The following is a 23,758-nucleotide window of genomic DNA, read 5'->3' as shown; positions in this document are numbered from 1 at the left end:
CGGGTTAACCCGGTAATTTCAAGGCGCTAGTGTGCCGTATGTGCCCCAAAAAAGCAAGGGGCTGCCCAAAATTTGGGCAGCCCCTGGGGCATTAATGCCCACTAAGTGAGCACTTGCTGGCGAATTCGGTGTTATCGCACCACGTTGGCATCGGCAACCGTCAAGGCTGTCATGTTTACAATTCTTCGCACGGTGGCGCTGGCTGTCAGAATGTGTACAGGTTTTGCAGCGCCCAACAGCACCGGGCCAATCGCAATATTGCCGCCAGCAGCCGTTTTCAGCAGGTTGTACGCAATGTTGGCGGCATCGATATTGGGGAAGACCAGCAGATTGGCATCGCCCACCAGCGGGCTATTGGGCATGGTGACCGCGCGGGCGGCTCCGTCCAGGGCCGTATCGCCGTGCATTTCGCCGTCCACTTCGAGCCAGGGCGCTTCGGTTTGCAGCAGTTCCAGTACGCGGCGCATTTTGACGGCGCTGGGCTGGTTGCTTTGGCCGTAGTTGCTGTGCGATAGCAACGCCGCCTTGGGTTTGAGGCCGAAGCGCATCATTTCTTCGGCCGCCATGACGGTGATTTCGGTCAATTCTTCGGCCGTGGGGTCGTAGTTGACGTGGGTATCGACCAGAAACACCTGCCGACCCGGCAGCAGCAGGCCGTTCATGCAGGCGTACACCGGGACATCTTGCGGGGTGCTGGCGCAGCCGCCTTCGCGCTTGCCGATGACCTGGTCGATGTAATGCAAATGGATGGCGGTGTGGCCCCAGGTGCCGCAGATCATGCCGTCTACTTCGCCTTTGTGCAGCAACATGCCGCCAATCAGCGTCAAACGGCGGCGCATTTCGATCTTGGCCATTTGCGCCGTGACACCCTTGCGCTCGGTCATGCGGTGGTAGGTCTGCCAGAAATCGCGGTAGCGGTGGTCTTGCTCGACGTTGACCACGTCATAGTCCAGCTCTTCGCGCAGGCGCAGGCCAAATTTCTGGATGCGCTCGGCGATGACGGCGGGGCGGCCAATCAGGGTGGGACGTGCCAGGCCTTCGTCCACCACGATCTGGGTGGCGCGCAGCACGCGTTCTTCTTCGCCTTCGGCGTAGCAAACGCGCTTTTTGACGGCGTTTTTGGCGGCATCGTAGATGGGCTTCATCGTCGTGCCGGAGGCATAGACGAAGTTTTGCAGGCGGGTGCGGTAGGCATCCATGTCGGTGATGGGGCGCAGGGCCACACCGCTGTCGGCGGCGGCCTGGGCCACGGCCGGGGCGATCTTCATCATCAGGCGCGGATCGAACGGCTTGGGGATGATGTATTCGGGGCCAAACGCCAGTTGCTCACCGGCGTAGGCGGCGGCGACCACTTCGCTCTGCTCGGCCTGGGCCAGCTCGGCGATCGCGTGGACGGCGGCGATTTCCATCTCCAGCGTGATGGTGGACGCACCCGCATCCAGCGCACCGCGGAAGATGTAGGGGAAGCACAAGACGTTGTTGACCTGGTTCGGGTAGTCGGTGCGGCCGGTGGCGATGATGGCATCGCTGCGCACGGACTTCACGTCTTCCGGCGAGATCTCGGGGTTTGGGTTGGCCAGCGCCAGGATCAGCGGGCTGGCGGCCATCTTGGCCACCATCTCTTTTTTCAGTACGCCGCCCGCCGACAGGCCCAGGAACACGTCCGCGCCTTCGATGATCTGGCCCAGGGTGCGGGCGGTGGTGTTTTGGGCGTAGACGATCTTGTCTTCGTCCATCAGCTCGGTACGGCCTTCATAGACCACACCGGCCAGGTCGGTGACATAGATGTTTTCGCGCGGAATGCCCAGCTTGACCAGCAGGCCCAGGCAGGCCAGGGCGGCTGCGCCCGCGCCGGAGGTGACCAGCTTGACGTTTTTCGGGTCTTTGCCGACGACCTTCAGGCCGTTCAAAATCGCCGCGCCCACACAGATCGCCGTACCGTGCTGGTCGTCGTGGAAAACCGGGATCTTCATGCGTTCGCGCAGCTTGCGCTCAACGTAGAAGCAGTCGGGGGCCTTGATGTCTTCGAGGTTGATGCCGCCGAAGGTGGGCTCCAGCGAGGCGATGATGTCTACCAGCTTGTCGAGGTCGTGCTTTTCGTCGATTTCCAGGTCGAACACGTCGATGCCTGCAAACTTCTTGAACAGCACGCCCTTGCCTTCCATCACCGGCTTGGAGGCCAGCGGGCCGATGTCGCCCAGGCCCAGCACGGCCGTGCCGTTGGTGATCACCGCGACCAGGTTGCCCCGGCTGGTGTATTTGAAGGCGTTGTTCGGGTCTTTGACGATTTCTTCGCACGGCGCGGCCACACCGGGCGAGTAAGCCAGGGCGAGGTCGTGCTGGTTGACCAGCTGTTTGGTCGCCGCAATGGCAACTTTGCCGGGCGTGGGGAACTCGTGGTATTCGAGGGCAGCTTGGCGCAGTTCGGCGCGTTTTTCGTCGGTGTTAGCCGTAGGGTTGCTCATCTGGCGTCTCCTGCCATGGCCGCCGACCGAAATGCGCCGGGCAGTCACTGTGTCAAAGGGACTGCGATTGTAGGGTCCGCCCGCGGGCTATTTTCGTAGGGGGTTTTGCTTACGCGCCAATTACGCGAAACGGGTGGACGTGGGTGCGCGGCCTGCGATGTGGCGGAAGGTGATGCGGCCTTTGGACAGGTCGTAGGGCGACAGTTCCAGCGACACATGGTCACCCGCCAGAATGCGGATGTGGTTCTTGCGCATCTTGCCTGCGGTGTAGGCGATCAGCACGTGGCCGTTTTCCAGCGTCACGCGAAAGCGCGAGTCGGGCAGCACTTCGGACACAAGGCCCTTCATTTCGATCAGTTCTTCTTTTGCCATTCGTAAATTCCTTGAGAGTAGACGGTATGAAAATAAATAACTTTTAGGCGTGTGCGGCGCTCGGGTTGGAGTGGCGCGCGCGCACCCACTGCAAACCTTGCTCAACCGCGTATTGTGTCGCGGTTGCGGCATCGTCGAACAGACCGATGAAACGCATCACGCGGTCATGCGAGCCATTTTGGATAGAAACCGAGGCACCAAAGCGGCCATCGGCACATTCACGGGTCAGCGGAGACAAGAGATATTTGCCAGCGGCAATGGAATTGTTGTTTTTGTTCATGATGGGAAACCAGGCTCCCTTACTTATGGGGGGGCCAAAATGCGTGTTGTCACACTGCGTTATTTTTATGACGCACTTCCGATGAAATTGCACAGGAGGCAGGTCGTGCGCAGCACCCGGTGTGGGGTATCTGCGGCCAAGTACTTTGAATCTCTGGCCCGCACAGCGTGACAAAGGTGCAGGCAAACTCGGGGTACTTGGGTAAGGCCAGTGGTGCGGTGTGTTGGGATACACCGCACAAGTTTCATGGCGAAACTGATCTAGCCAACCCTGCATTATAGCCCAGGCCGGTAAAAGCCGTTCAATCCCGCATCAGCGCTTCGATTTCATCCGGGTCGACCGGCACGCCCCGGCTGATCAGCTCGCAGCCGCTGGCGGTCACGATGGCATCGTCTTCGATGCGGATGCCGATGTTGTGGAAGGCCTCGGGCACGTCCGGGCCGGGGCGCAGGTAGATGCCGGGCTCGATGGTCAGCACCATGCCCGGCTGCAGGATGCGGCTGGGGCGGTTGGTGATGGTTTCGCCGCTCAGCGGGTCCTTGCGCTGGCTGTCGGCACCAACCTCCGCCTGCTCCACGTAGCTGCCGCAGTCGTGCACGTCCATGCCCAGCCAGTGGCCGGTGCGGTGCATGTAGTAGGCAAAGTAGGCGCGGCTGGCGATCACGTCGTCCACCGTGCCCACCTTGTTCTTGTCCAGCAGGCCCACGTCCAGCATGCCCTGCGCGAGTACCTTGACGGTGGCCTCGTGCGGGTCGGTGAAGCGCGCGCCGGGTTTCGTGGCGGCGATGGCGGCGACCTGGCTGGCCAGCACCAGCTCGTACAGGGTGCGCTGCGGGCCGCTGAACTTGCCGTTGGCCGGGAAGGTGCGGGTGATGTCGCTGGCATAGCCGTCGAGCTCGCAGCCCGCGTCGATTAGCACCAACTCACCATCGCGCACCGGGGCTTTGTCGGCGCGGTAGTGCAGCACGCAGGCATTGGCCCCGGCGGCCACGATGCTGCCGTAGGCCGGGTACTGCGAGCCGTGGCGGCGGAATTCGTGCAGCAGCTCGGCATCCAGGTGGTACTCGCACACCTCTTCGCCGTTGCGCAGCATGCGGGCGGAGAGCTGCATGGCGCGGATGTGGGCCCCGGCGCTGATCTGCGCGGCGCGGCGCATGGTGTCTTGCTCGGAGGCATCTTTGAACAGGCGCATTTCGTCCAGCACGCTGCACAGGTCGCGTTGGGTGTCGGGGCACAGCGCACCAAAACGCACGCGGGCGCGTACCTTGTTCAGCCAGCCATCGACCCGGCCCTCCAGCCCTTTGTGGGTGGCGAATGGGGTCCAGACAGCGCTGCGGTTTTCCAGCAGGCGGGGCAGTTGGGTGTCCAGGTCTGCTACGGAATACGCAGCATCTAGCGCAAGCGCAGCGGGCGCTGCGTCAGGGCCGAGCCTAAAACCGTCCCAGATCTCGCGCTCCAGGTCCTTGGGCGCGCAAAACAGCGTGGACTGGCCTTCGCCGGTCACCACCAGCCAGGCGTTGGGCTCGGTGAAGCCGGTCAGGTAGTAGAAGTAGCTGTCGGCGCGGAACAGAAAGTCGCTGTCGCGGTTGCGCTGCTGCTCGGGCGCGGTGGGCACGATGGCGATGCCGCCAGGGCCGATCTTCTGGGCGAGTTGGGCGCGGCGCTGGGCGTAGATGGAAGTGGTCATGGTGTATTGAGTTCGGCAAGTTGTTCGGGGGTGCCCACGTTGTGCCAGGGGCCGTCAAATCGGGATGCGGTGATGCGTTGCTGGCGGATGCCGTCAAACAGTAGCGGGCCCAACGCCGCCTTTTCGCCCAGGGGCACATGGCGGCACAGCTCGGCGCGCACCAGGGCCAGGCTGCTGTAGGTGAGGCGCTGGCCGTCCGGGCCGGGGCCGTCCAGCCCCAGGCCGTTGGCCGCAATGCCGAAGTCGCCCTGCGGGTGGTAGGGCGGATTCGGCACCATCCACAGGTGCGCCAGGGCATCGCTGCGGGCAAAGTCGGCGGCGGCGCTGGCATCGAAGGCAAAGGTGGGCGCGTAGATGTCGCCTGCTACCACCCAGAAAGCGTCGCCCAGCAGCGGCAGGGCTTTTTTGATGCCGCCTGCGGTTTCCAGCGCGCCGCCGTGGTCGCGGCCTTCCATCGAATAGGTGATCTGCAGGCCCCAGCGGGAGCCGTCGCCCAGGGCGGCGGGGATTTTTTCTTCCAGCCAGGCGGTGTTGATGACGATGTGGCGCACCCTGGCCGCGGCCAGGGCTTCCAGGTGCCAGACGATCAGCGGTTTGCCTTGGACCGGCAGCAGCGGCTTGGGCGTGTGGTCGGTCAGCGGGCGCATGCGCTCGCCGCGTCCGGCGGCGAGGATCAGTGCGTGGGAGATGGGGAAATCGACGGGCATGTGTTGGATTATCGGGCGGAGCCGTATCGGCATGATTCGCTATTAAATAAATAGCGTGTTGTGCCCATGGAATAGGCGCAAGAAGCCAATTCGGCTTGAAGTTTTTTGCTTTCACCGCACAACCCACCCTAATTCTGAATTAGATTTTCTAATAACCCATGGCTTAATAAATTAGGGCAACTTATATTGCGGACTGTTATGGCTTTGAAGTCAGGGAGTGGCGCATGAAAGTATTGATCTTGGGCAGCGGGGTGATTGGCACCTGCACGGCGTATTACCTGGCCAAGGCGGGCCACCAGGTGACGGTGATCGACCGCCAGAGCGGCCCCGCGCTGGAAACCAGCTTTGGCAATGCGGGCGAGGTGTCGCCGGGCTACTCATCACCCTGGGCCGGGCCGGGCGTGCCGCTCAAGGCCATCCAGTGGATGATGATGCACCACAGCCCGCTGGTGATCCGCCCGCTGCTCGACCCCGCCATGTGGCGCTGGGGCGCGCAGATGCTGCGCAACTGCACCGAGGCGCGCTACCAGACCAACAAGGGCCGCATGGTGCGGCTGGCCGAGTACAGCCGCGACTGCCTGGTGCAGCTGCGCGCCGACACCGGCATCGCATACGACGACCGCAGCCAGGGCACGCTGCAGCTGTTCCGCACCCAGAAGCAGCTCGACGGTACGGCCAAAGACATCGAGATTCTCAAGCAGTACAAAGTGCCGTTCCAGCTGCTGGACCGCGAGGCCTACCTGCAGTACGAGCCCGCATTGGCGCTGGTGAAAGAAAAATTTGTGGGCGCGCTGCGCCTGCCGGGCGATGAAACCGGCGACTGCTTCAAGTTCACCAACGCCCTGGCGAAAATGGCCGAGGCCCTGGGCGTGGAGTTTCGCTACGGCGTGCAGATCGACCGTATCGCGGCCAACGGCAAGCAAATCACCGGTGTGCACACCAGCGCGGGCCTGCTCACCGCCGAGTCCTACCTGGTCGCGCTGGGCAGCTATTCGCCCATCCTGCTCAAACCGCTGGGCTTTAACCTGCCGGTGTACCCGGTCAAGGGCTATTCGATCACCGTGCCCATCACCAACCCCGCCGGTGCGCCCGAATCCACCGTGATGGACGAAACCCACAAGGTGGCCGTTACCCGCCTGGGCGACCGCATCCGCGTGGGCGGCACGGCCGAGCTGGCAGGCTACAGCCTGGAGTTGCACGAGGAACGCCGCAACACCCTGAACCACGTGGTCACCGACCTGTTCCCCCAGGGCGGCGACACCTCCAAAGCCACTTTCTGGACCGGCCTGCGCCCCATGACCCCCGACGGCACGCCCGTGCTGGGCGGCACGCCCTACCCCAACCTGCACTTGTCTACCGGCCACGGCACCCTGGGCTGGACCATGGCTGCGGGCACGGGCCGGGTGATGGCTGACGTGCTGTCCAACCGCACGCCCGAGATCAGCATGGAAGGCCTGACTTTGGCCCGTTATGGCAACGGATTTAGCGGATTGAAGAACACCGGGTAAATTCCGGTTATGAGCACCTTTGATCCCGACGCCCTCGAATGCCTGGCCGCCATCGTAGAAGAGGGCGGTTTCGAGAGGGCCGCGCAGCGGCTCAACATCACCCAGTCGGCGGTGTCGCAGCGGCTGCGCTCGCTGGAGGCGCAGGCGGGCACGGTGCTGGTGGTGCGCAGCCGCCCGCTCAAGCCCACGGCGGCGGGGCATTTGCTGATCAAGCACACCAAGCAGCTGCGCCTGCTGCGCGCCGACCTGGAGCGCGACATGCAGGAGCTGGCCCCCAGCGCCATGGGCGGTGCACGCGACGAAGAACGGGTGTCGATTGCCATCAACGCCGACAGCATCGCCACCTGGGCCATGGGCGCGCTGCAGGCCGTGGTGGCCCAGGGCCTGCCGCTGGAAATCATTACCGACGACCAGGACTTCACCCAGGAATGGCTGCGCGAAGGCCAGGTGATGGGCTGCGTCACCACGCTGAAGCAGGCCCTGCGCGGCTGCAAGGTGGTGCCGCTGGGTGCCATGCGCTACGTGGCCGTGGCCCAGGCCGCCTATGCCCGCCAGCACCTGCCCCAGGGCCTGACGGCGCACAACTTTCGCAGCGTGCCGTTCGTGGCCTTCAACCGCAAGGACGACATGCAGCGCGAGTTCGTCAGCCAGGCCTTTGGGCTGAAGCGGGTGTCGCTGCGCCAGCTGTTTGTGCCCAGCTCCGAAGGCCAGGTGCGCGCCGTGCTGGCCGGGTGGGGGGTCAGCGTGGTGCCCGAGCTGCTGGCCCGCAGCCTGATCGACAGCGGTGCCCTGGTGCACCTGGCCCCCAGCCAGGCCCTGCACATCCAGCTGTTCTGGCACTGCTGGAACCTGCAGTCCGAGGTGCTGGACACCCTGAGCGCCGCCCTGACCCAGGCGGCCATGGCCGCGCTGAGCGAATAGCGCCGATCACCAAAAGCTCAGGCTCTTGGCCAGGATGCGCTGTATCCACGAGCGGGATGCCGTGTCGTTCACATCGCCCTTGCCCACCAGCTCCAGCCGCGCGTCCACCACGTCGCCCGAGGCCACTACATTGCCCGAGGTGATGTCGATCGGGTTCACCACGCCCGAGAAGCGCAGGGTGCTGATGCCGTTGTTGAAGGCAATGCTGCGCTCGCCCGCCACCACCAGGTAGCCGTTAGACAGCACGTTGATCACCGATGCCGCCAGGCGGCCCTGGAATTTGTTGCTGCTGTCGGTGCTGCCCTTGCCCTTGTAGGTGTCGCTGCCCGAGGCGCTGGCATCCACGTTCATGATGCCTTTCAAAATGCTGCCCAGCGAGTTGGACTCCGAGCCCGGCCCTTTGGAGGCCAGGGTGCTGGCGCGGCTAAGGTCGCTATTGGTCACGCTGCTGGCATTCATGCTCTCTGCGATATCTACCTTTAAAGCATCGCCGATCTTGCGTGGCTTGCGGCGGTCGGAAAACAGCGAGCCGGTGGTCATGTTCTGCCGGAAGATCGCGCCGGTGGCCACGGGCTCGATGTCGGTGGGCGGGGGCAGCGGGTTGGCGCGCACCGGTGGCGGGATGATGCTGTCGCTGGCGCAAGCCGCCAGCAAGGCCAGCAGCAGCAGGGGGAGGTAACGTAGCAGGGTGGAAGCCATAGGGACTTTCATATTCAGTTTTCAAAACCCGTGACGATGGCGGTCACCACCGGGGCGATCTTGCTGCGGGTCGACGACCACTTGCCCATGCCGTACACCGGGTCCAGCGCGTAGCTACTGCGCGACAACACCTGGCCGCTGGCGGTGCGCAGGGTCAGGGTGGCGGTGGTGAGGTAGGTTTTGTATTCGCTGGTGAAGGGCGGAATGGCCCATTCAATCCCCGCCACATAATGCAGCCACACATCGCAGGCATTCAAACCGGTGCCGGGCTCGAAAATACGGCTTTCGATCTGGTGCAGCCGCAATTCTGATTGCATGGCGGGCAGTAATTCACCGGCCTGCGAATCAGGGTTCAATGCAATACAGACTTTATTTAACGTCGGGTGGATATGGTAGACCGTATCGCGCGCCTTACTCGGCCCCACCGCAATCACGGTGCTGGCGGCAATACCCGAGGCTTTTACCAGCTCCAATACCGGCACCGGCGAAAATATGGAGCAAGCTGTTTGTAGGGTGCACAGCATGGTAATTGCCAGCGTTATTTTCAAATGGCGTATTTTCATACCAAGGCATTAATGGCCTGCACGGCGGCAGACACCCCGGTGGATGCGTAGCGGGCTGCTGCCGAGGCCGCCGTGCCCACACCGCTGGCGACGCTGTTGGCCAATGCCACGGTATGTGTGGCGGCTTCTTTGATCTCACTCTCCACCTCGTCCACCACCTGGCCCACGCCACTGGCCAATCCCATCACCGTGGCAGCCACCGGCCCAAACTCTTGGGCATTTTTCTCAAAGCTGCCCACCGTGGCTTTTTTGGTTGCTGCGGCGGCCTGCTGGGCTGCCAATGCGGCGGAGTGGGTATTGCTGATTTTCATAAAACGCCTTTCGGTATGGTGGATGGATTAATTCTGCCATGTAAGAAAATGTTTTATTTTGAATAAACCACCTGAATACCTGCCTGTTTACAATGCTTGACATTGCTAAACCGGGTGCTACACCGCAGATATATATCAACATATAAACTACCGGTTTTATCCATATTCGATAAATATATCGCGTACGATAAATAAGCCGGTGCAGGCGTGCGGTGCGTGGGGCATACCTGGCCTACATTTTGTGACTTACTGGTAACAAAATGGTCGGGTACTGTTTTTGTAAAACGATGGGGGCTAGAATCCGGGGCATGAAATCCGCCCTCCCCGCCAAAGCCCCCAAGGTCTCGTTCAAGCAGCAGATGCTGGCCGCGCGCGAGGAAGCCATCGTGCAGACCGTCAACCGCCTGCTGGCCGAAAAGGGCTTCGAGGCCATGACGGTGGACGAGGTGGCGCAGGGCGTGGGCATTGCCAAGGCCAGCCTGTACAAGCACTTTCCCAGCAAGGAAGACCTGGCTGCTGCCGCCATGGTGCGTGTGCTGCACCGCACCCAGGCCTACCTCGACACCCTGCCCGCCGAGGCCCCGCCGCTGGACAACCTCAAAGCCATGGTGCGCTGGGCGATGGAGGTGCAACTGGCAGGCGAAATGCCCTCGCTGCCCAGCCAGAACTCCACCCTGCGGGCCAACCTGATGGGCAACGGTGCCTATTTGGACGCACTGGTGGGCGTGAGCGACCAATTGGGTGGCTGGATCCAGGCCGCGCAAAAAGCCGGGCAGATCAACCCGCAGATCCCGGCGATTGCCGTGCTCTACACCCTGTTTGCCCGCGCCTGCGACCCGGTGCTGGGCTTCTTGCAGGCCAGCGGCCAGTACAGCGATGCCCAGGTGATCGACTGGGTGCTGGGCACCTGCTTTGAGGGCTTAAATGCCCGCTAGCGCTTATTCCATAAGCACGAGTAGCTATGAATAAAGTAGCTTAAAAGGTCTGCAACCAAACCGCCGTATCGGCAGGCACCCGGCCTTGCGCGTCTAGCGGGCCACTGCCCAGCAGCAGCTTGGAGCCCGCAGGCAGCGCCAGCGGCTCGGCCGACACATTCACCATGCAGACAAAGCCCGAGCCGCGGGTGAACACCAGCGCCCCCTCGGGGGACGGCAGCCACTGCAGGCCGTAGCCGCCCAGGCCGATGTCGCTGCGGCGCAGTTGCAGGGCCTTGCGGTACAGGTCCAGCGTGGAGCCCTCGACCTTGCTTTGCGCCGACACGCTCAAGGCCGCCCAGTTTGCGGGCTGGGGCAGCCAGGGCGGCACGCTGGTGGGCGGGCTGAAGCCGAAATGCGGCTGCGCACCCTCCCACGGAATCGGCACGCGGCAGCCGTCGCGGCCCCGGCTTTTGCGGCCTGTTTGTTCGAACATCGGGTCTTGCAGCACGGCATCGGGCAGATCTTCTACCTCGGGCAGGCCGAGCTCTTCACCCTGGTAAATATAGGCCCCGCCGGGCAGCGCAAGCATCAGCAGGGCGGCGGCGCGCGCGCGCTGCAGGCCCAGGGCAAAGTCGGCGGGCTGGGCCAGCAGGTCGTCCAGCCAGCGCAGCGGGGCCGCGGTTTGGGGCCGGGCGTAGCGCGACACCTCGCGGGCCACGTCGTGGTTGCTCAGCACCCAGGTCGGTGGCGCGCCGACTTCGGCATGGGCCGCCAGCGTGCCCACAATGCTGGCCCGCAGCTGCTCGGCGCGCCACGGGGCCACCAGGTAGTCGAAATTGAAGGCGGTGTGCAGTTCGTCGCTGCGCACATAGCGCGCCAGCCGGTCGCCGGGGTGCACCCAGGCCTCGGCCACAAAAATGCGCGGGTCGTCGTAGCTGTCGGCCACCTTGCGCCAGGCCTGGTAGATGGCGTGCACACCGGGCAGGTCCCAGTGCGGGTGGTTGGCGTCTTCGTGGGCGGGCAGGCTGCGCGGGCCTACGTCCGGCAGGCAGGGGGCTTTCACCAGGCCATGCGCCACGTCGATGCGGAAGCCGTCCACGCCGCGGTCGAACCAGAAGCGCAGTGTCTTTTCAAACTCGGCCAGCACTTCCGGGTTCTCCCAGTTGAAGTCGGGCTGCTCGGGGGCAAAGATGCGCAGATACCAGTCGCCGGGCTGGCCGTCGGGGCCGGTGGTGCGGGTCCAGGCCGGGCCGCCGAATTCGCTGATCCAGTCGTTGGGCGGGGTGTCGCCATTCACACCTTTGCCGGGGCGGAAGATGAAGCGGTCGCGCTCGGGCGAGCCGGGTGCGGCCTTCAGGGCCTGCTGGAACCACACATGCTGGTCGGAGCAGTGGTTGGGCACGATGTCCAGCAGCACCCGCAGCCCCAGCGCGTGGGCTTCCTGCAGCAGGGCCTCGGCCTCGGCCAGGGTGCCAAACAGCGGCTCGATGTCGCGGTAGTCGGCCACGTCGTAGCCCGCGTCTTTCATGGGCGAGGGGTACCAGGGGTTGATCCACACCGCGTCGATGCCCAGGTCCGCCAGGTAGGGCAGGCGCGCGCGCAGCCCCGCAATATCGCCAATCCCGTCGCCATTGCCATCGGCAAAGCTGCGCGGATAGACCTGGTAGACCACGGCGCTGCGCCACCAGGGATAGGGGGTACGGGGGGGTGACATGGGCGGGCTCCTGTTGTGCAAAAGTAAGCGATTGCTTCAAATTCTGCCACCTGCCCGTGGGTACAGGGCGGTTACAGCGCGCTGAATTTGATCCAGCGCAAACACCGGGGTTGGTCCTGATTTGATAGCTGCTTGTGCTTACAAAATAAGCGCTAGAGGCCGATTTTGCTTAAATTTCGGGTATCGGCCAGCGTAATGCACTGGCCCGCCAGAAACCCCAGCTGCTCGTTCTTGCGCGCATAGCCCAACGGGTTGGCCACTACCCGGCAGCCCTGGTGGGTGTAGTCGCTGGGGGCGTGCAGGTGGCCGTGCAGCCACAGCTGGGCGTGGGGCAGCAGCTCGTCCAGCGCGTTGCAGAAACCGGCGGTGCCGGGGGTACGGCCATAGCGCGGGTCGGCGCTGTGCAGGCTGGGTGCGAAGTGGGTGACCACCACGGTGTTGCCGCCAAACGGCACGGCCAGGGCGTTGCGTAGCCACTGCTGGCACACCAGGGCCTGTTCGCGGATACCGTCGGCCAACATGGGCTGGCCTTGGCGGGTGGCGCTGTTCTTCTTCAAGTAGTAGTTGGCGGCGCGAAAGGCCTTGTCGCGCGCCTTGAGTTGTTGGCCCAGGGTGGCAGCCGTGTCGTTGGCGGGTGGGCCGAGGGCATCAAAGTCGCTCCACAGCGTGGTGCCTATGAAGCGCGTGCCCTGCAGTTCTACCACCTCGCGCTCCAGCCAGATGAGGCCCAGGCGTTCGCAGGTGGCGCGCAGGCGGGCATCGGCTTCTTCGAAGTCTTGCCCGTCGTACTCGTGGTTGCCGGGCACAAACAGCACCGGCGTGGGCCAGCCCGCACCACCGGCGGAGGGCGGCAGGGGCGAGAAGCGGGCCAGGCCAAAGTCGGCATCGGTGAGTTGCGAACCGGCCTGGTAGGAGCCGATATCGCCCGCCAGCACCAGCACATCGGCACCGGGCGCGGGGGTGGGCACAAAGTGCGGATGCACTTCCAGATGCAGGTCAGACAGGAGTTGGATGCGCATGGTGAACTGTAAAACGCCCCATTTTGGGCAGGAATGCACGACTTTATGCAGCACGTGCATGGTTATGGGCTTGAATACCTAGGGAAAACCCTTAAGCTAACCCTATTGCAACTTTTCACCGTGCAAACGGTGGTGCCACCATGTTTTCTTTGTTGACCCAATATATCCTGTTCTACAAGGCCCAACCTGCCGCGCCCGTGGCTGAGAAGGCCAGCTTTGCCCAGGGTTTGATGGAATCTGCCGGTGCAAATGCCGGTCGCGATCCCCGCCATGCTGCCGAGCTGCGGTCTGCTGCTATGGCGGCTCTCAGCACCGTTCGCTAATTCCCTGGCGCATAGGCCTTCACGGCCACGCGCGCCACGGCCTGCCTGAGCCACAGGTGGGCCGGGCTGGATTCCATGCGGCGGTGCCACAGCGCATCGACATGCACCGCAGGCACCTCGAACGGCAGCGGGCGCTGCTCCAGCGCATGGGTGCTGCCGATGGTCTGGGCAAAGTGCTGCGGCAGGACGGTCAGCAGATCGGTCTGGGTGGCGATATGGCCCGCGGTAAAAAACTGGTTCACGGTCAAGGCCACCTGGCGTTTGCGCTGGATCAGGGCCAGCGCCTCGTCGATAAACCCAAATGAACGTCCTGAATAGCTGACCAGCAGGTGCCGCGCCGCACAAAACTGGTCCAGCGTCAGCGTGCCCTCGGCCAGCGGATGGCCGCGCCGCATCACGCATACATAGTGGCCGTCGTACAGGCGCAAGTGCGCATACGGTATGCCCTTGCCCACCTGGGCGCGGGCAGCCAGATCGGCCAGCACGGCGGGGAAAAAGCCCACCGCCAAATCCAAAGTTTCGTCTTCCAGCAGCTTGCGCGGGTCGCGCGAGGCCAGCGGCAGCACGTGCAGCGATACGCTGGGGGCTTCGGTTTCCAGCAGGTGCATCAGGCCCGGCAGCAGCTGGGCGGCGGTGGCATCGGCCATGGCCAGCACAAAGCTGTCGTCGGCCTCGGCCGGGGCAAAGGCGCTGGGGGCCAGCGAGCCCTGCAGCTGCCGTAGCGACTCGCGCACCGTGGGCCACAGCGCCAGCGCGCGCGGTGTGGGCTCCATGGTGGTCCCATTGCGACGCACCAGCTCGTCGCCCAGGCTGTCGCGCAGGCGGCGCAAGGCGTTGCTGACGGCGGGCTGGGTGAGCGACAGGTTGTGCGCGGCCCGGGTCAGGCTGCGTTCGGCCATGACTTCGTCAAACACGCGCAGCAGATTCAGGTCAAAAGTGCGGAAATTGGGTGGGTTCATGGCAGGGCGGGCAAGTGTTTTACCGAATTAAAACCAGAATGTTGCTAAAAAGAAACATAGGGCGTGCACTCTAAACCGGGTTAAGGGTGCCAATCTAGGGTAAACCCGATGTCTGAATTGATCAAATCGGTTTAGCTAATTTGCCAATTAGTTCCGCTATATTTTAAATAGCTGCTTGTGCTTATAGATAGGGCGATACGGCCTGATTCAGTGCTTTTTTCCAGGCAAAGAATAGCTTTTTGAAGGCTGCACGGTCGTGCTATTCCAAGGCCCTGCCCTACCCCATTCATCACGCTAGTGAATGCAGATCATCACAAAGATAAATTTAGAAAATACTAGTGCAAACCCTAAGATTCGTTTGCGTTCAAGGCGATCCAGCCCAAAACGCTTTGTGAAAGGAACACACCATGACCAGCTTTATCAACCCTAGCTTCCCCTCCGAGCACCCCGGCGTCGTCCGCGCTGAATCGGTCGCCGCAGCCGCACGGGGGCTGTACCAGAATTTTGACTCGTCCCGTAGCCTGGCAGCCGTGCTGTTGGCCGCCGTGGTATCCGCCCTGGTGGTCGCAGCCGACCAATTGGTCGACAGCTGGGCCGAAGGCCACCTGCTGATGGCCTGGGTCATCGTCTGGGCCGTCGGCTTTGCCGCCATGGCCTTGTTTGCAGGCAGCGCCCGCAACCTGGCTGGCCGCGTCGTCAAGGCACTCGATGCCTGGTCGCTGCGCGAAGCCCGTGCCCGTGCCGACAAGCGCCTGTGGGCCACGGCCCTGAGCGACCCGCGCATCATGGCCGATCTGCAAGTCGCCATGGGCCGTGCTGACCAGGCCGAGGTTGTAGCCACTGCCGTGGCTGAGCAGCCCCGCTCCAACCGCTGGGGCCGTGCGATTGCCCAGGCGTTTGACCAATTGGATGCCAAGGCCTACAACGCCGCCAGCTACCGCACCAACGCCTACCGTTAATCCATCCTCTGTTGCATCGGGCTCCAGGTGGGCCCATGCAAAAAGCCCCGGCTGTCTTGCGACAACCGGGGCTTTTTCTTTACGTGCGCTGGTTTATGCCGCCAGGCGCTTTTCGAGGGCGTTCTTGGTATCCACCAAAGCCTGGGGCAGGTGGTGGGCCAACTGGGTGAACAGTTCGGTGTGCAGCACCAGCTCTTGGCGCCAGGCGGCGCTGTCGATGTGGGTGACGGTGTCGAACTGCGCGCGCGTGAAGTCCAGCCCGGTCCAGTTCAGCTCGCCGTAGGTGGGGCTGATGCCGAAGATGTTTTCCTGGCCAGCCGCTTCGCCTTCCAGGCGGTCGATCATCCACTTCAGCACGCGCATGTTTTCGCCGTAGCCGGGCCAGACGAATTGGCCGTCTGCGCCCTTGCGGAACCAGTTGGTGCAGAAGATGGCGGGCGGGCGGGTGCCCGAATGGGCCATTTTCTCGCCCATGTTCAGCCAGTGCTGGAAGTAGTCGCTCATGTTGTAGCCCATGAAGGGCAGCATGGCGAACGGGTCGCGGCGCACCACGCCCATCTGGCCTGCCGCGGCGGCGGTGGTTTCAGAGCCCATGGTGGCGGCCATGTACACGCCTTCGGTCCAGTTGCGGGCTTCGGTGACCAGGGGCACGGTGGTGGAGCGGCGGCCACCGAAGATGAACGCGTCGATGGGCACACCAGCGGCATCGTCCCAGGCATCGTCCAGCGCCGGGTTGTTGGTGGCGGCCACGGTGAAGCGCGAGTTGGGGTGCGCGGCTTTGGCACCGGTGGCTTTGGCGATGGCCGGGGTCCAGTCGTTGCCCTGCCAGTCGATCAGGTGGTCGGGCAGCTTGCCGGTGTCTTTTTCCATGCCTTCCCACCACACGTCGCCGTCGTCGGTCAGGGCGACGTTGGTGAAGATCACGTCCTTGTCCAGGCTGGCCATGCAGTTGGGGTTGGTGTGGTAGTTGGTGCCGGGGGCCACGCCGAAGTAGCCGGCTTCGGGGTTGATGGCGTACAGGCGGCCATCGGCACCGGGCTTGATCCAGGCGATGTCATCACCAATGGTGGTGACCTTCCAGCCGTGGAAGCCTGCGGGCGGCACCAGCATGGAGAAATTGGTCTTGCCACAGGCGCTGGGGAAGGCGGCGGCCACGTGGTATTTTTTGCCTTGCGGGTTGGTCACACCCAGAATCAGCATGTGCTCGGCCAGCCAGCCCTCGTCGCGGCCCATGTTGGAGGCGATGCGCAGCGCAAAGCACTTCTTGCCCAGCAGCGCGTTACCGCCGTAGCCCGAGCCGTAGGACCAGATTTCGCGGGTCTTGGGGAAGTGCACGATGTACTTGGTCTTGTTGCACGGCCATTTCACGTCGGCCTGGCCCGCTGCCAGCGGCGCGCCCACGGTATGCACGCAGGGCACGAAGGCACCGTCCACGTCCAGCAGCTCGACCACGGCCCGGCCCATGCGGGTCATGGTGCGCATGTTGACGGCTACGTACGGGCTGTCGGACAGCTCAACGCCGATGTGGGCGATCGGCGAACCCAGCGGGCCCATGCTGAACGGCACCACGTACATGGTGCGCCCGCGCATGCAACCGGCGAACAGCGGGTTCAGGGTGGCGCGCATCTCGGCGGGCTCCATCCAGTTGTTGGTGGGGCCTGCGTCTTCTTTTTTGTCGGAACAGATATAGGTGCGGTCTTCCACGCGGGCCACATCGCTCGGGTCGCTGCAGGCCAGGAAAGAGTTGGGGCGCTTGGCCGGGTTGAGCTGCTTGAACGTGCCTGCCGCCACCAGTTGCTGGCACAGCTGGGCGTATTCGTCCTGGCTGCCATCACACCAGTAGATGGCATCGGGCTGGGTGAGTGCGGCCATGTCGGCCACCCAGGCCAGCAGCCGGGTGTTTTTGACATAGGCGGGCGCGGTGGTGGCCAGGCCATGCAAAGTGCGTGCGTTCATCGGGAAGCTCCTAAGTTGAAAAATCGTCTTTTCAAAAGAGGGCTTCGTGCGCGGGGCACTGCGAGCGGCCTTTTCAGAAAACGGCTTTGCAACCTCGGGAGGCTGGGATGCCGATTCTAGAGATGCGCAGACCGGTTACAGAGCGATTACATGCAAATGATATGCAAACGTTGCATGAGGTTATGCAAGCCACTCAATGCGAAAAATCAAGAAAAATAGCGTGCTACCGCCCATGGGCAGGGCGTAACCAGCTATTGAAAACATAGCTTGCGCGAAATGAAGACGGGGAATGGGGAGTTAAACCGGTTCTGCGTTGCACAAAACCTGGGCACCCGCCCTGGCAGGGGCGTGGTGCTATGGGATCAATAGCTGCCAGTCTATGCCAGACCAGCAGCAGCGGCCATTTAGGCCATGGAAACGGCGATAAAAGCCAGCAGGAAAATCAACACACCGCCGACGATGGGCAACACGATGGGTATCAGGGGCACGATGGCTTCCACGGCATCGGCCGGGGCATGTGCGGGGGTGCTGTGGTCGTCGGTGGGTTTGGACATGGGTTTCCTAAGATTTCGGTTCTCTCAGATTCTAAGCGGAGACCTGTACGGGCCTGGCACAGACAAGGGCTATGCGTGTTGCGGGAATATTAGGGGCCCAGGTCTTCCCATGCCCCACCCGCTGCGTTATGGTGCGGCAACGAACCCCGTTGCGAGGAGCCTGTCTTATGGTGAAGCGTATGGTTTTTGATCCTGCGAATCCGCAGCTGGTGCCGTCACCCGGCCTGAAAACCGCGCCCGTGCTGGACTTGATGTGCTCGCATTTTGTGCTCACCCTGGTGGCCCGCCAAGGCCCCAAGTTCAATGTGCGGCGCGACCTCAACAGCCTGCTGGCCATGGCCGGGCGGCACTTGGTGTGGCCCCAGCCGGTGCTGCTGCGTCTGCGCGAGTTCCTTACCCGGCGCTGCAAGGACAACGAATTCTGGCGCGGCCACGTCGCCTTGGGCACCACCGAATTTCTGGAACGCCACGGCGTGTGGCGCGGCCCCTACGAAGAGGGCACGCTGTTCTTCTACCTGGACGAATACGCCAAAGACCAGCCCAAGGATTTGCTCTCTGCCCTGGCCGTCACCGGCGAATGGCTGACCCACGCGCTCAAGAAGCAGTCCACCCTGGTGGAAAAGAACATCGACGCGCTGTCCGGCCTGCTGCAACTCAACAAGGCCGAACGCGCCCTGCTGCTGTACGGCACGTTGGCCCGCTACCAGCGCGACCTGCGCACCATCCTGGTCGAGGTCAAGGTCAACAACGCGCCCGAAGCCTATGCCGCGATTGCCGAAGTCGCCGGGGTCAGCCCGTCCGAGGTGGGCGAGGCCCTGCGCGCCGGGTCGCGCCTGGAGCGCATTGGCCTGGTAGAAAACCTGATCTCCGAGCACAACATCACCGACCTGGCCGACCTGATGAAGGTCAGCGAAAAGCTGCCCCCTGTGCTGATGCGCGAGTACCGCGACCAGAGCGAGCTGATGGCCGTGTTCACCCGCCCGGCCACCAAAAGCTCCCTGGCTTTGAACGACTTCACCTATGTGCTGGACGACGCGCAGGTGCTTGTCAGCCTGCTGCGCAACGCCGTGGCGCGCAAGGAGCCGGGCGTGAACGTGCTGCTCTACGGCCCGCCCGGCACCGGCAAGACCGAACTGGCCCGGGTGGTAGCCCAGGCCGCCGGGCTGGACCTGTTCGAGGTGGAATACGCCGACCGCGACGGCAACTCCCTCAGTGGCCGCGACCGCTACCGCTCGCTGCAAATCGCCCAGGTGTTCCTCAAGGGCAGCGTGCAGGCCGCGCTGCTGTTTGACGAGGTGGAAGACGTGTTTCCGCCCATCAGCACCGAGGCCGCCCAGCTCATGGCCCGGGCTGAGCAGGTGGCCGCGCCCGGCAGCGCGTCGGTGAGCGGCAAGGCCTGGGTGAACCAGATCCTGGAATCCAACAACGTGCCCACGCTGTGGGTGACCAACCGCATCGAGCAGATCGACCCGGCCTTCCGCCGCCGCTTTGCCTACCACCTGGAGCTGAAATCGCCCCCGCCCGGTGCCCGCGAAGGCCTGGTGCGCAAGACGCTGGAAGGTGTGGCCGTGAGCGATGCCTTTGTGGCCAAGCTCACCGAGCGCAAAGGCCTGACCCCGGCGCAGATCCGTACCGCGGTGCGCTTTGCCGGGCTGGTCACCCCGGCGCTGGACACCACGTTCGAAAACCTGATCGACCGCCAGCTGAAAAACGCCGACATGGCCCTGGGCAACAGCGCCAGCGACCACGCCCAGCGCCCCAGCGCCACCACCTACAGCCTGGACATGCTCAACGTGGAAAGCCGCTTTGAAATCCCCCGCATCGTGCAGGCCCTGAAGGCGCGCGGCCACGGTACGCTGTGCTTTTACGGCGCACCCGGCACCGGCAAAACCGCGCTGGCCGAGCACATCGCCAAGGCCCTGGACAAACCGCTGATCGTCAAGCAGGCCAGCGACCTGATGAGCAAGTACGTGGGCGAAACCGAGCAAAAAATGGCCGCCATGTTCCGCGAGGCCGAGGCCGAAAAAGCCGTGCTGCTGCTGGACGAGGCCGACAGCTTCCTGCAAGACCGGCGCGGTGCCCAGCGCACCTACGAGGTCACCGAAGTGAACGAAATGCTGCAGGGCATGGAGCGCTACCGGGGCATCTTTGTCTGCACCACCAACCTGCTGGACCGCATCGACCAGGCCGCGCTGCGCCGCTTCACCTTCAAGATCCAGTTCAAACCCCTGCTGCGCGCCCAGCGTGCAACCATGTTTGTGCAGGAAGCCCTAGGCGGCGATGCAGCCCTGCTGACCGACGCGCTGGCCACCCGTTTGGGCAAGCTGGAGCAGCTCTGCCCCGGCGACTTTGCGGCGGTCAAGCGCCAATCCGAGATTCTGGACGCGGCCCTGAGCGCCGACGAGTTCATGGAGCAGCTGGAAGCCGAGCACCGTATCAAACCCGAGGTGCGCGAAGCCCGGGGAATGGGTTTCATGCACTAGGCGACCCGCATGCCCACATTCGACTACAAGGTGTGGGTCCATCCGCCAGGCCCGGAAAGCAAGCATGGCCTGCGCATGCGGCGCGCCTTGCTGGTCTGGAGCGCGGTCATGGCCTTGGGCATGCTGTGCTGGGGCGTGTATTTCGGCCTGCGTGGCACCTGGTCGATTGCGGTGTGCAACGTTGTGCTGGCCGCCATCGCTGCCGTCAGTGCGGTGCTCACCGTGCGCGGCCACACCCGCAGCGCGACCTTGCTGATGGTGTGCAGCATGTACGTCGCGCTGTGCCTGTTGAGCCTGGTGCAAGACATTCCAAACGCCCAGGCACCCCGCTCTGCCCACCACTTCTTTCTGGTCATGGGCATGGGCACCTTTTTGATCTTCAAGGGCGAGCGTGCGTGGCTGCGGCATGGCATTTCCATGGCCTGCTTCGCAACGTTTTTTGTGTTTGCCAGCACCCAGTGGGGTTTCGACACGCCCTATGTGCTGCCCGATACGGTGCGCATCCCTGGCACCTGGTTCAACAACGCCCTGGCCCTGCTGGGGCTGTACGCCTTGCTGCACGTGATGCAGTCGGAAATGACCGCCTACAACGCCATGGCGTCCGACCTGCGCAAAGGCCTGCCCGGCAACCAGTTTGCGCTGTACTACCAGCCCCAGACGGACGAACAGGGCCGCATCGCGGGCGCAGAGGCGCTGGTGCGCTGGGTCCACCCGGTCAACGGCATGGTGTCACCGGCGGAGTTCATTCCCGTGGCCGAGCAAACCGGCTTGATTCTGCCGCTGGGCCACTGGGTGCTGGGCACCGCCTGTGCCCAGCTGGTGCGTTGGTCGCAAGACCCGGCCACTGCCGCGCTGACAATCGCCGTGAACGTCAGCGCCCAGCAGTTCAAGCAGCCCGACTACGTGCAGCAGGTGTTGTCGGTGCTGGCGCGCTCGGGGGCGGAGCCGTCGCGGCTCAAGCTGGAACTGACCGAGAGCATGCTGGTCAACGATGTGGAAGACATCATCGCCAAAATGACAGCCCTGCGCGCCCATGGCGTGCGCCTGTCGCTGGACGACTTTGGCACCGGCTACTCGTCGCTGAGCTACCTGAAAAAGCTGCCACTGGACCAGATCAAGATCGACAAGTCGTTTGTGCGCGATGTACTCACCTACCCCAACGATGCCGCCATTGCCCGCACCGTCATCACCTTGGCGCACAGCATGCACCTGCAGGTGATTGCCGAAGGCGTGGAAACCGAAGGCCAGCGCAAGTTTCTGGCCGAGATGGGCTGCATGGCGATCCAGGGCTACCTGCTGAGCCGGCCGGTGCCGATTGGCGAATTTGCGGCGTTTTTGGCAGCCTACGCCGCCACGCACACACCCAGCACCGCCTCGCCATAAGCCTCCAGCTTCTTCGCTCCAATGCCGCTCACGCCCTCCAGGTCGCCCAGGCTGCGCGGGTCGATGGCGGCTATCGCGGCCAGGGTCGCGTCGTGGAAGATCACGTAGGCGGGCAGGTTGTGCTCGCGGGCCACTTCGGCGCGCCAGGCTTTCAGGGCGGTGAAACGGGTTTGGGCGCTGTCGTCCAGCGCGGCCACCACGGCCGATTTGGCTGCCGATTTGGCCGTGGATTTTTCGCGCCGGGGTTTGCGCTCTGCCGGGCCGGAGACGGACGCGCGTAGCATCAGCGGCACCTCGCCCTTGAGCACGGCGCGCGAGCCCTCGGTCAGGCCCAGGGTGTTGTATTCGCCCTGCACGGCCACCGCGCCGATGGCGATCAGCTGGCGCAGCACGCCGCGCAATTGCAGCTCGCTGTAGTCCGTGCCCAGGCCAAAGGTGCTGAGCGTGCTGTGGTTGAACTGGTTCACCTTGTCGGTGGTCTTGCCCCGCAAAATGTCCATGATGTGGCCCGCGCCAAAGGTAATGCCGCTCATCTGCTGGATGCGGTAGATGGTGGACAGCAGCTTGCGTGCCGCCTCGGTGCCATCCCACACCTGCGGCGGCTCTAAACAGTTGTCGCAATTCCCGCAGGGGGCCGACTTTTCACCAAAGTAGGCCAGCAGCCGCACCCGGCGGCAGTCGGTGGCCTCGGCCAGGCCCAGCAGCGCGTCCAGCTTGCCGCGCATCACCTGCTTGAATTCTTCGCTGGCCGGGCTCTCGTCGATCATGCGGCGCTGGTTCACCACGTCCTGCAGGCCGTAGACCATCCAGGCCTCGGCGGGCAGGCCGTCGCGCCCGGCGCGGCCCGTCTCCTGGTAGTAGCCTTCGATGTTTTTCGGCATGTCCAGGTGGGCCACAAAGCGCACGTCGGGTTTGTCGATGCCCATGCCAAAGGCGATGGTGGCCACCATCACAATGCCTTCTTCGCGCAGAAAGCGGTCCTGGTGCGTCTGGCGCAGCTTGGTGTCCAGCCCGGCGTGGTACGGCAGGGCGTTGATGCCGTTCTCGCACAGCGTTTGCGCCACCTCTTCCACCCGTTTGCGCGACTGGCAGTACACCACCCCGGCATCCTGGAAGTCCGCCCCCGCATGCTCGCGCTGGATGAAGCGCAGCAGCTGCTGGGTGGCGTCCTTCTTCTCGACAATGGTGTAGCGGATGTTGGGCCGGTCAAAGCTGCTGACGAAGTGCTGCGCATCTTCCAGCTGCAGCCGCTCCACGATGTCGGCCCGGGTCAGCGCATCCGCCGTGGCGGTGAGCGCAATGCGCGGCACGCTGGCGTAGCGCTGGTGCAGCACCGTCAAGGCGCGGTATTCGGGGCGGAAGTCGTGACCCCACTGGCTCACGCAATGCACTTCGTCAATCGCAAACAGGCTGAGCTGGCCGCGCGCCAGCAGCTCGTCGAGCTGGTCCAGAAAGCGCGGCGTGTTGATGCGCTCGGGCGCGGCGTACAGCATGGTGATGTCGCCACGCATCAGGCGGCGCTCCACGTCCAGCGCCTCGGCAAAGCTCAGCGTGGAATTCAAGAACGCCGCCGACACCCCCGCCTCGTGCAACGCGCCCACCTGGTCGTGCATCAGCGCAATCAGCGGCGAAATCACAATGGTCACCCCCTGCCCCACCATCTGCCGCGCAATCGCCGGAATCTGGTAACACAGCGACTTGCCGCCGCCCGTAGGCATCAGCACCAGCGCATCGCCCCCGGCCACCACATGCTCCACGATGGCTTGTTGCGGCCCACGAAACTGCTCGTAGCCAAAGGTTTCACGCAGGATGGCAAGGGGAGTCGAGGACAATGCTTTTGCTCTGCAATTTATAGCTGCTTGCGCTTACGGAATGGGCGCTATGGGCTGATTTGAGGGGTAAACCAGTGGGAGCTGGTGGGAAGGGCGTATTGTGCCCGTCCGTGTTGCAGGGGCGACTGTGCGACCGTATTCCGCCC

Annotated in this window: 21 protein-coding genes; 7 read left to right on the top strand and 14 right to left on the bottom strand. The window is 63.7% G+C overall.

Annotated elements, in window-relative coordinates; genetic code table 11:
- Positions 1 to 131: 131 nt before the first annotated feature.
- The 5 genes from AC097O_RS15195 to murU all read right to left on the bottom strand — a co-directional run bounded on the left by AC097O_RS15195 (position 132) and on the right by murU (position 5,511).
- The gene (locus tag AC097O_RS15195; protein ID WP_479593645.1) at positions 132 to 2,465 is read right to left on the bottom strand and encodes an NADP-dependent malic enzyme; all 2,334 of its coding nucleotides are present in this window, start codon (positions 2,463 to 2,465) and stop codon (positions 132 to 134) included.
- Positions 2,466 to 2,585: 120 nt separating this feature from the next.
- Positions 2,586 to 2,837 carry a translation initiation factor IF-1 gene (gene infA / locus AC097O_RS15190; protein ID WP_092757223.1) on the bottom strand — a complete coding sequence of 84 codons (252 nt, stop codon included), beginning with the start codon at positions 2,835 to 2,837 and terminating at the stop codon, positions 2,586 to 2,588.
- A gap of 43 nt (positions 2,838 to 2,880) precedes the next feature.
- Positions 2,881 to 3,117, bottom strand: a complete 237-nt coding sequence (locus tag AC097O_RS15185) for a hypothetical protein (RefSeq protein WP_295952514.1) — start codon at positions 3,115 to 3,117, stop codon at positions 2,881 to 2,883.
- Between the two features lie 301 nt (positions 3,118 to 3,418).
- A complete protein-coding gene (locus AC097O_RS15180; protein WP_479593642.1) occupies positions 3,419 to 4,804 on the bottom strand; it encodes an aminopeptidase P N-terminal domain-containing protein in 1,386 nt (461 codons plus the stop codon).
- A complete protein-coding gene (murU, locus tag AC097O_RS15175; RefSeq protein ID WP_479593639.1) occupies positions 4,801 to 5,511 on the bottom strand; it encodes an N-acetylmuramate alpha-1-phosphate uridylyltransferase MurU in 711 nt (236 codons plus the stop codon). The genes AC097O_RS15180 and murU overlap by 4 nt, the downstream gene beginning before the upstream one ends.
- 185 nt (positions 5,512 to 5,696) lie before the next feature.
- Between murU and AC097O_RS15170 the strand changes: the two genes are divergently transcribed.
- Entirely contained in the window at positions 5,697 to 7,019 is a 1,323-nt protein-coding gene (locus AC097O_RS15170; protein WP_479593868.1) for a D-amino acid dehydrogenase, read from the top strand.
- 9 nt (positions 7,020 to 7,028) lie between these two features.
- Complete coding sequence (locus AC097O_RS15165) at positions 7,029 to 7,940, top strand: LysR family transcriptional regulator ArgP (protein WP_479593637.1); 912 nt, start codon at positions 7,029 to 7,031, stop codon at positions 7,938 to 7,940.
- Between the two features lie 6 nt (positions 7,941 to 7,946).
- Here the strand turns inward: AC097O_RS15165 and AC097O_RS15160 are convergent, their stop codons facing one another.
- From AC097O_RS15160 to AC097O_RS15150, 3 genes are all read right to left on the bottom strand, one after another.
- Positions 7,947 to 8,639: a flagellar basal body L-ring protein FlgH gene (locus tag AC097O_RS15160; protein ID WP_479593635.1), complete on the bottom strand. Its 693-nt coding sequence runs from the start codon at positions 8,637 to 8,639 to the stop codon at positions 7,947 to 7,949.
- 14 nt (positions 8,640 to 8,653) lie between these two features.
- On the bottom strand, positions 8,654 to 8,956 hold the full coding sequence (locus AC097O_RS15155) for a hypothetical protein (protein ID WP_479593633.1): 303 nt from the start codon (positions 8,954 to 8,956) through the stop codon (positions 8,654 to 8,656).
- 242 nt (positions 8,957 to 9,198) lie between these two features.
- Positions 9,199 to 9,513, bottom strand: a complete 315-nt coding sequence (locus tag AC097O_RS15150) for a hypothetical protein (RefSeq protein ID WP_479593630.1) — start codon at positions 9,511 to 9,513, stop codon at positions 9,199 to 9,201.
- Between the two features lie 308 nt (positions 9,514 to 9,821).
- On the opposite strand from AC097O_RS15150, the gene AC097O_RS15145 reads away from it, so the two are divergent.
- The gene (locus tag AC097O_RS15145; protein WP_479593627.1) at positions 9,822 to 10,448 is read left to right on the top strand and encodes a TetR/AcrR family transcriptional regulator; all 627 of its coding nucleotides are present in this window, start codon (positions 9,822 to 9,824) and stop codon (positions 10,446 to 10,448) included.
- A 40-nt stretch (positions 10,449 to 10,488) separates the two neighbouring features.
- Here the strand turns inward: AC097O_RS15145 and AC097O_RS15140 are convergent, their stop codons facing one another.
- Together AC097O_RS15140 and AC097O_RS15135 are read right to left on the bottom strand one after the other, a co-directional pair.
- Entirely contained in the window at positions 10,489 to 12,144 is a 1,656-nt protein-coding gene (locus tag AC097O_RS15140; RefSeq protein ID WP_479593625.1) for a glycoside hydrolase family 13 protein, read from the bottom strand.
- Positions 12,145 to 12,296: 152 nt separating this feature from the next.
- A complete protein-coding gene (locus AC097O_RS15135; RefSeq protein WP_479593623.1) occupies positions 12,297 to 13,163 on the bottom strand; it encodes a metallophosphoesterase in 867 nt (288 codons plus the stop codon).
- Between the two features lie 140 nt (positions 13,164 to 13,303).
- On the opposite strand from AC097O_RS15135, the gene AC097O_RS15130 reads away from it, so the two are divergent.
- Positions 13,304 to 13,486 (top strand): hypothetical protein, encoded by a 183-nt coding sequence (locus tag AC097O_RS15130; RefSeq protein WP_479593621.1) that lies wholly within the window; start codon positions 13,304 to 13,306, stop codon positions 13,484 to 13,486.
- On the opposite strand, the gene AC097O_RS15125 is transcribed toward AC097O_RS15130, so the two are convergent.
- The gene (locus tag AC097O_RS15125; protein ID WP_479593619.1) at positions 13,483 to 14,445 is read right to left on the bottom strand and encodes a LysR family transcriptional regulator; all 963 of its coding nucleotides are present in this window, start codon (positions 14,443 to 14,445) and stop codon (positions 13,483 to 13,485) included. The two genes, AC097O_RS15130 and AC097O_RS15125, sit on opposite strands and share 4 nt — an antisense overlap.
- Before the next feature lie 407 nt (positions 14,446 to 14,852).
- Between AC097O_RS15125 and AC097O_RS15120 the strand changes: the two genes are divergently transcribed.
- A complete protein-coding gene (locus AC097O_RS15120; protein ID WP_479593617.1) occupies positions 14,853 to 15,404 on the top strand; it encodes a hypothetical protein in 552 nt (183 codons plus the stop codon).
- 93 nt (positions 15,405 to 15,497) lie between these two features.
- Here the strand turns inward: AC097O_RS15120 and AC097O_RS15115 are convergent, their stop codons facing one another.
- Both AC097O_RS15115 and AC097O_RS15110 read right to left on the bottom strand, forming a co-directional pair.
- A complete protein-coding gene (locus AC097O_RS15115) occupies positions 15,498 to 17,360 on the bottom strand; it encodes a phosphoenolpyruvate carboxykinase (GTP) (protein WP_479593615.1) in 1,863 nt (620 codons plus the stop codon).
- A 404-nt stretch (positions 17,361 to 17,764) separates the two neighbouring features.
- A complete protein-coding gene (locus tag AC097O_RS15110; protein WP_479593613.1) occupies positions 17,765 to 17,914 on the bottom strand; it encodes a hypothetical protein in 150 nt (49 codons plus the stop codon).
- A gap of 179 nt (positions 17,915 to 18,093) precedes the next feature.
- Between AC097O_RS15110 and AC097O_RS15105 the strand changes: the two genes are divergently transcribed.
- Together AC097O_RS15105 and AC097O_RS15100 are read left to right on the top strand one after the other, a co-directional pair.
- The gene (locus AC097O_RS15105) at positions 18,094 to 20,397 is read left to right on the top strand and encodes an ATP-binding protein (RefSeq protein ID WP_479593610.1); all 2,304 of its coding nucleotides are present in this window, start codon (positions 18,094 to 18,096) and stop codon (positions 20,395 to 20,397) included.
- A gap of 9 nt (positions 20,398 to 20,406) precedes the next feature.
- Positions 20,407 to 21,780, top strand: a complete 1,374-nt coding sequence (locus AC097O_RS15100) for a putative bifunctional diguanylate cyclase/phosphodiesterase (RefSeq protein ID WP_479593608.1) — start codon at positions 20,407 to 20,409, stop codon at positions 21,778 to 21,780.
- On the opposite strand, the gene recQ is transcribed toward AC097O_RS15100, so the two are convergent.
- Positions 21,741 to 23,612 carry a DNA helicase RecQ gene (gene recQ, locus AC097O_RS15095; protein WP_479593606.1) on the bottom strand — a complete coding sequence of 624 codons (1,872 nt, stop codon included), beginning with the start codon at positions 23,610 to 23,612 and terminating at the stop codon, positions 21,741 to 21,743. The genes AC097O_RS15100 and recQ overlap by 40 nt on opposite strands.
- Positions 23,613 to 23,758 lie beyond the last annotated feature (146 nt).

It is taken from the genome of Rhodoferax sp. LS1P39 (assembly GCF_056521425.1).
Note: the sequence above shows the minus strand (reverse complement) of the source record. Positions and strands in the feature narration are given on the sequence as shown.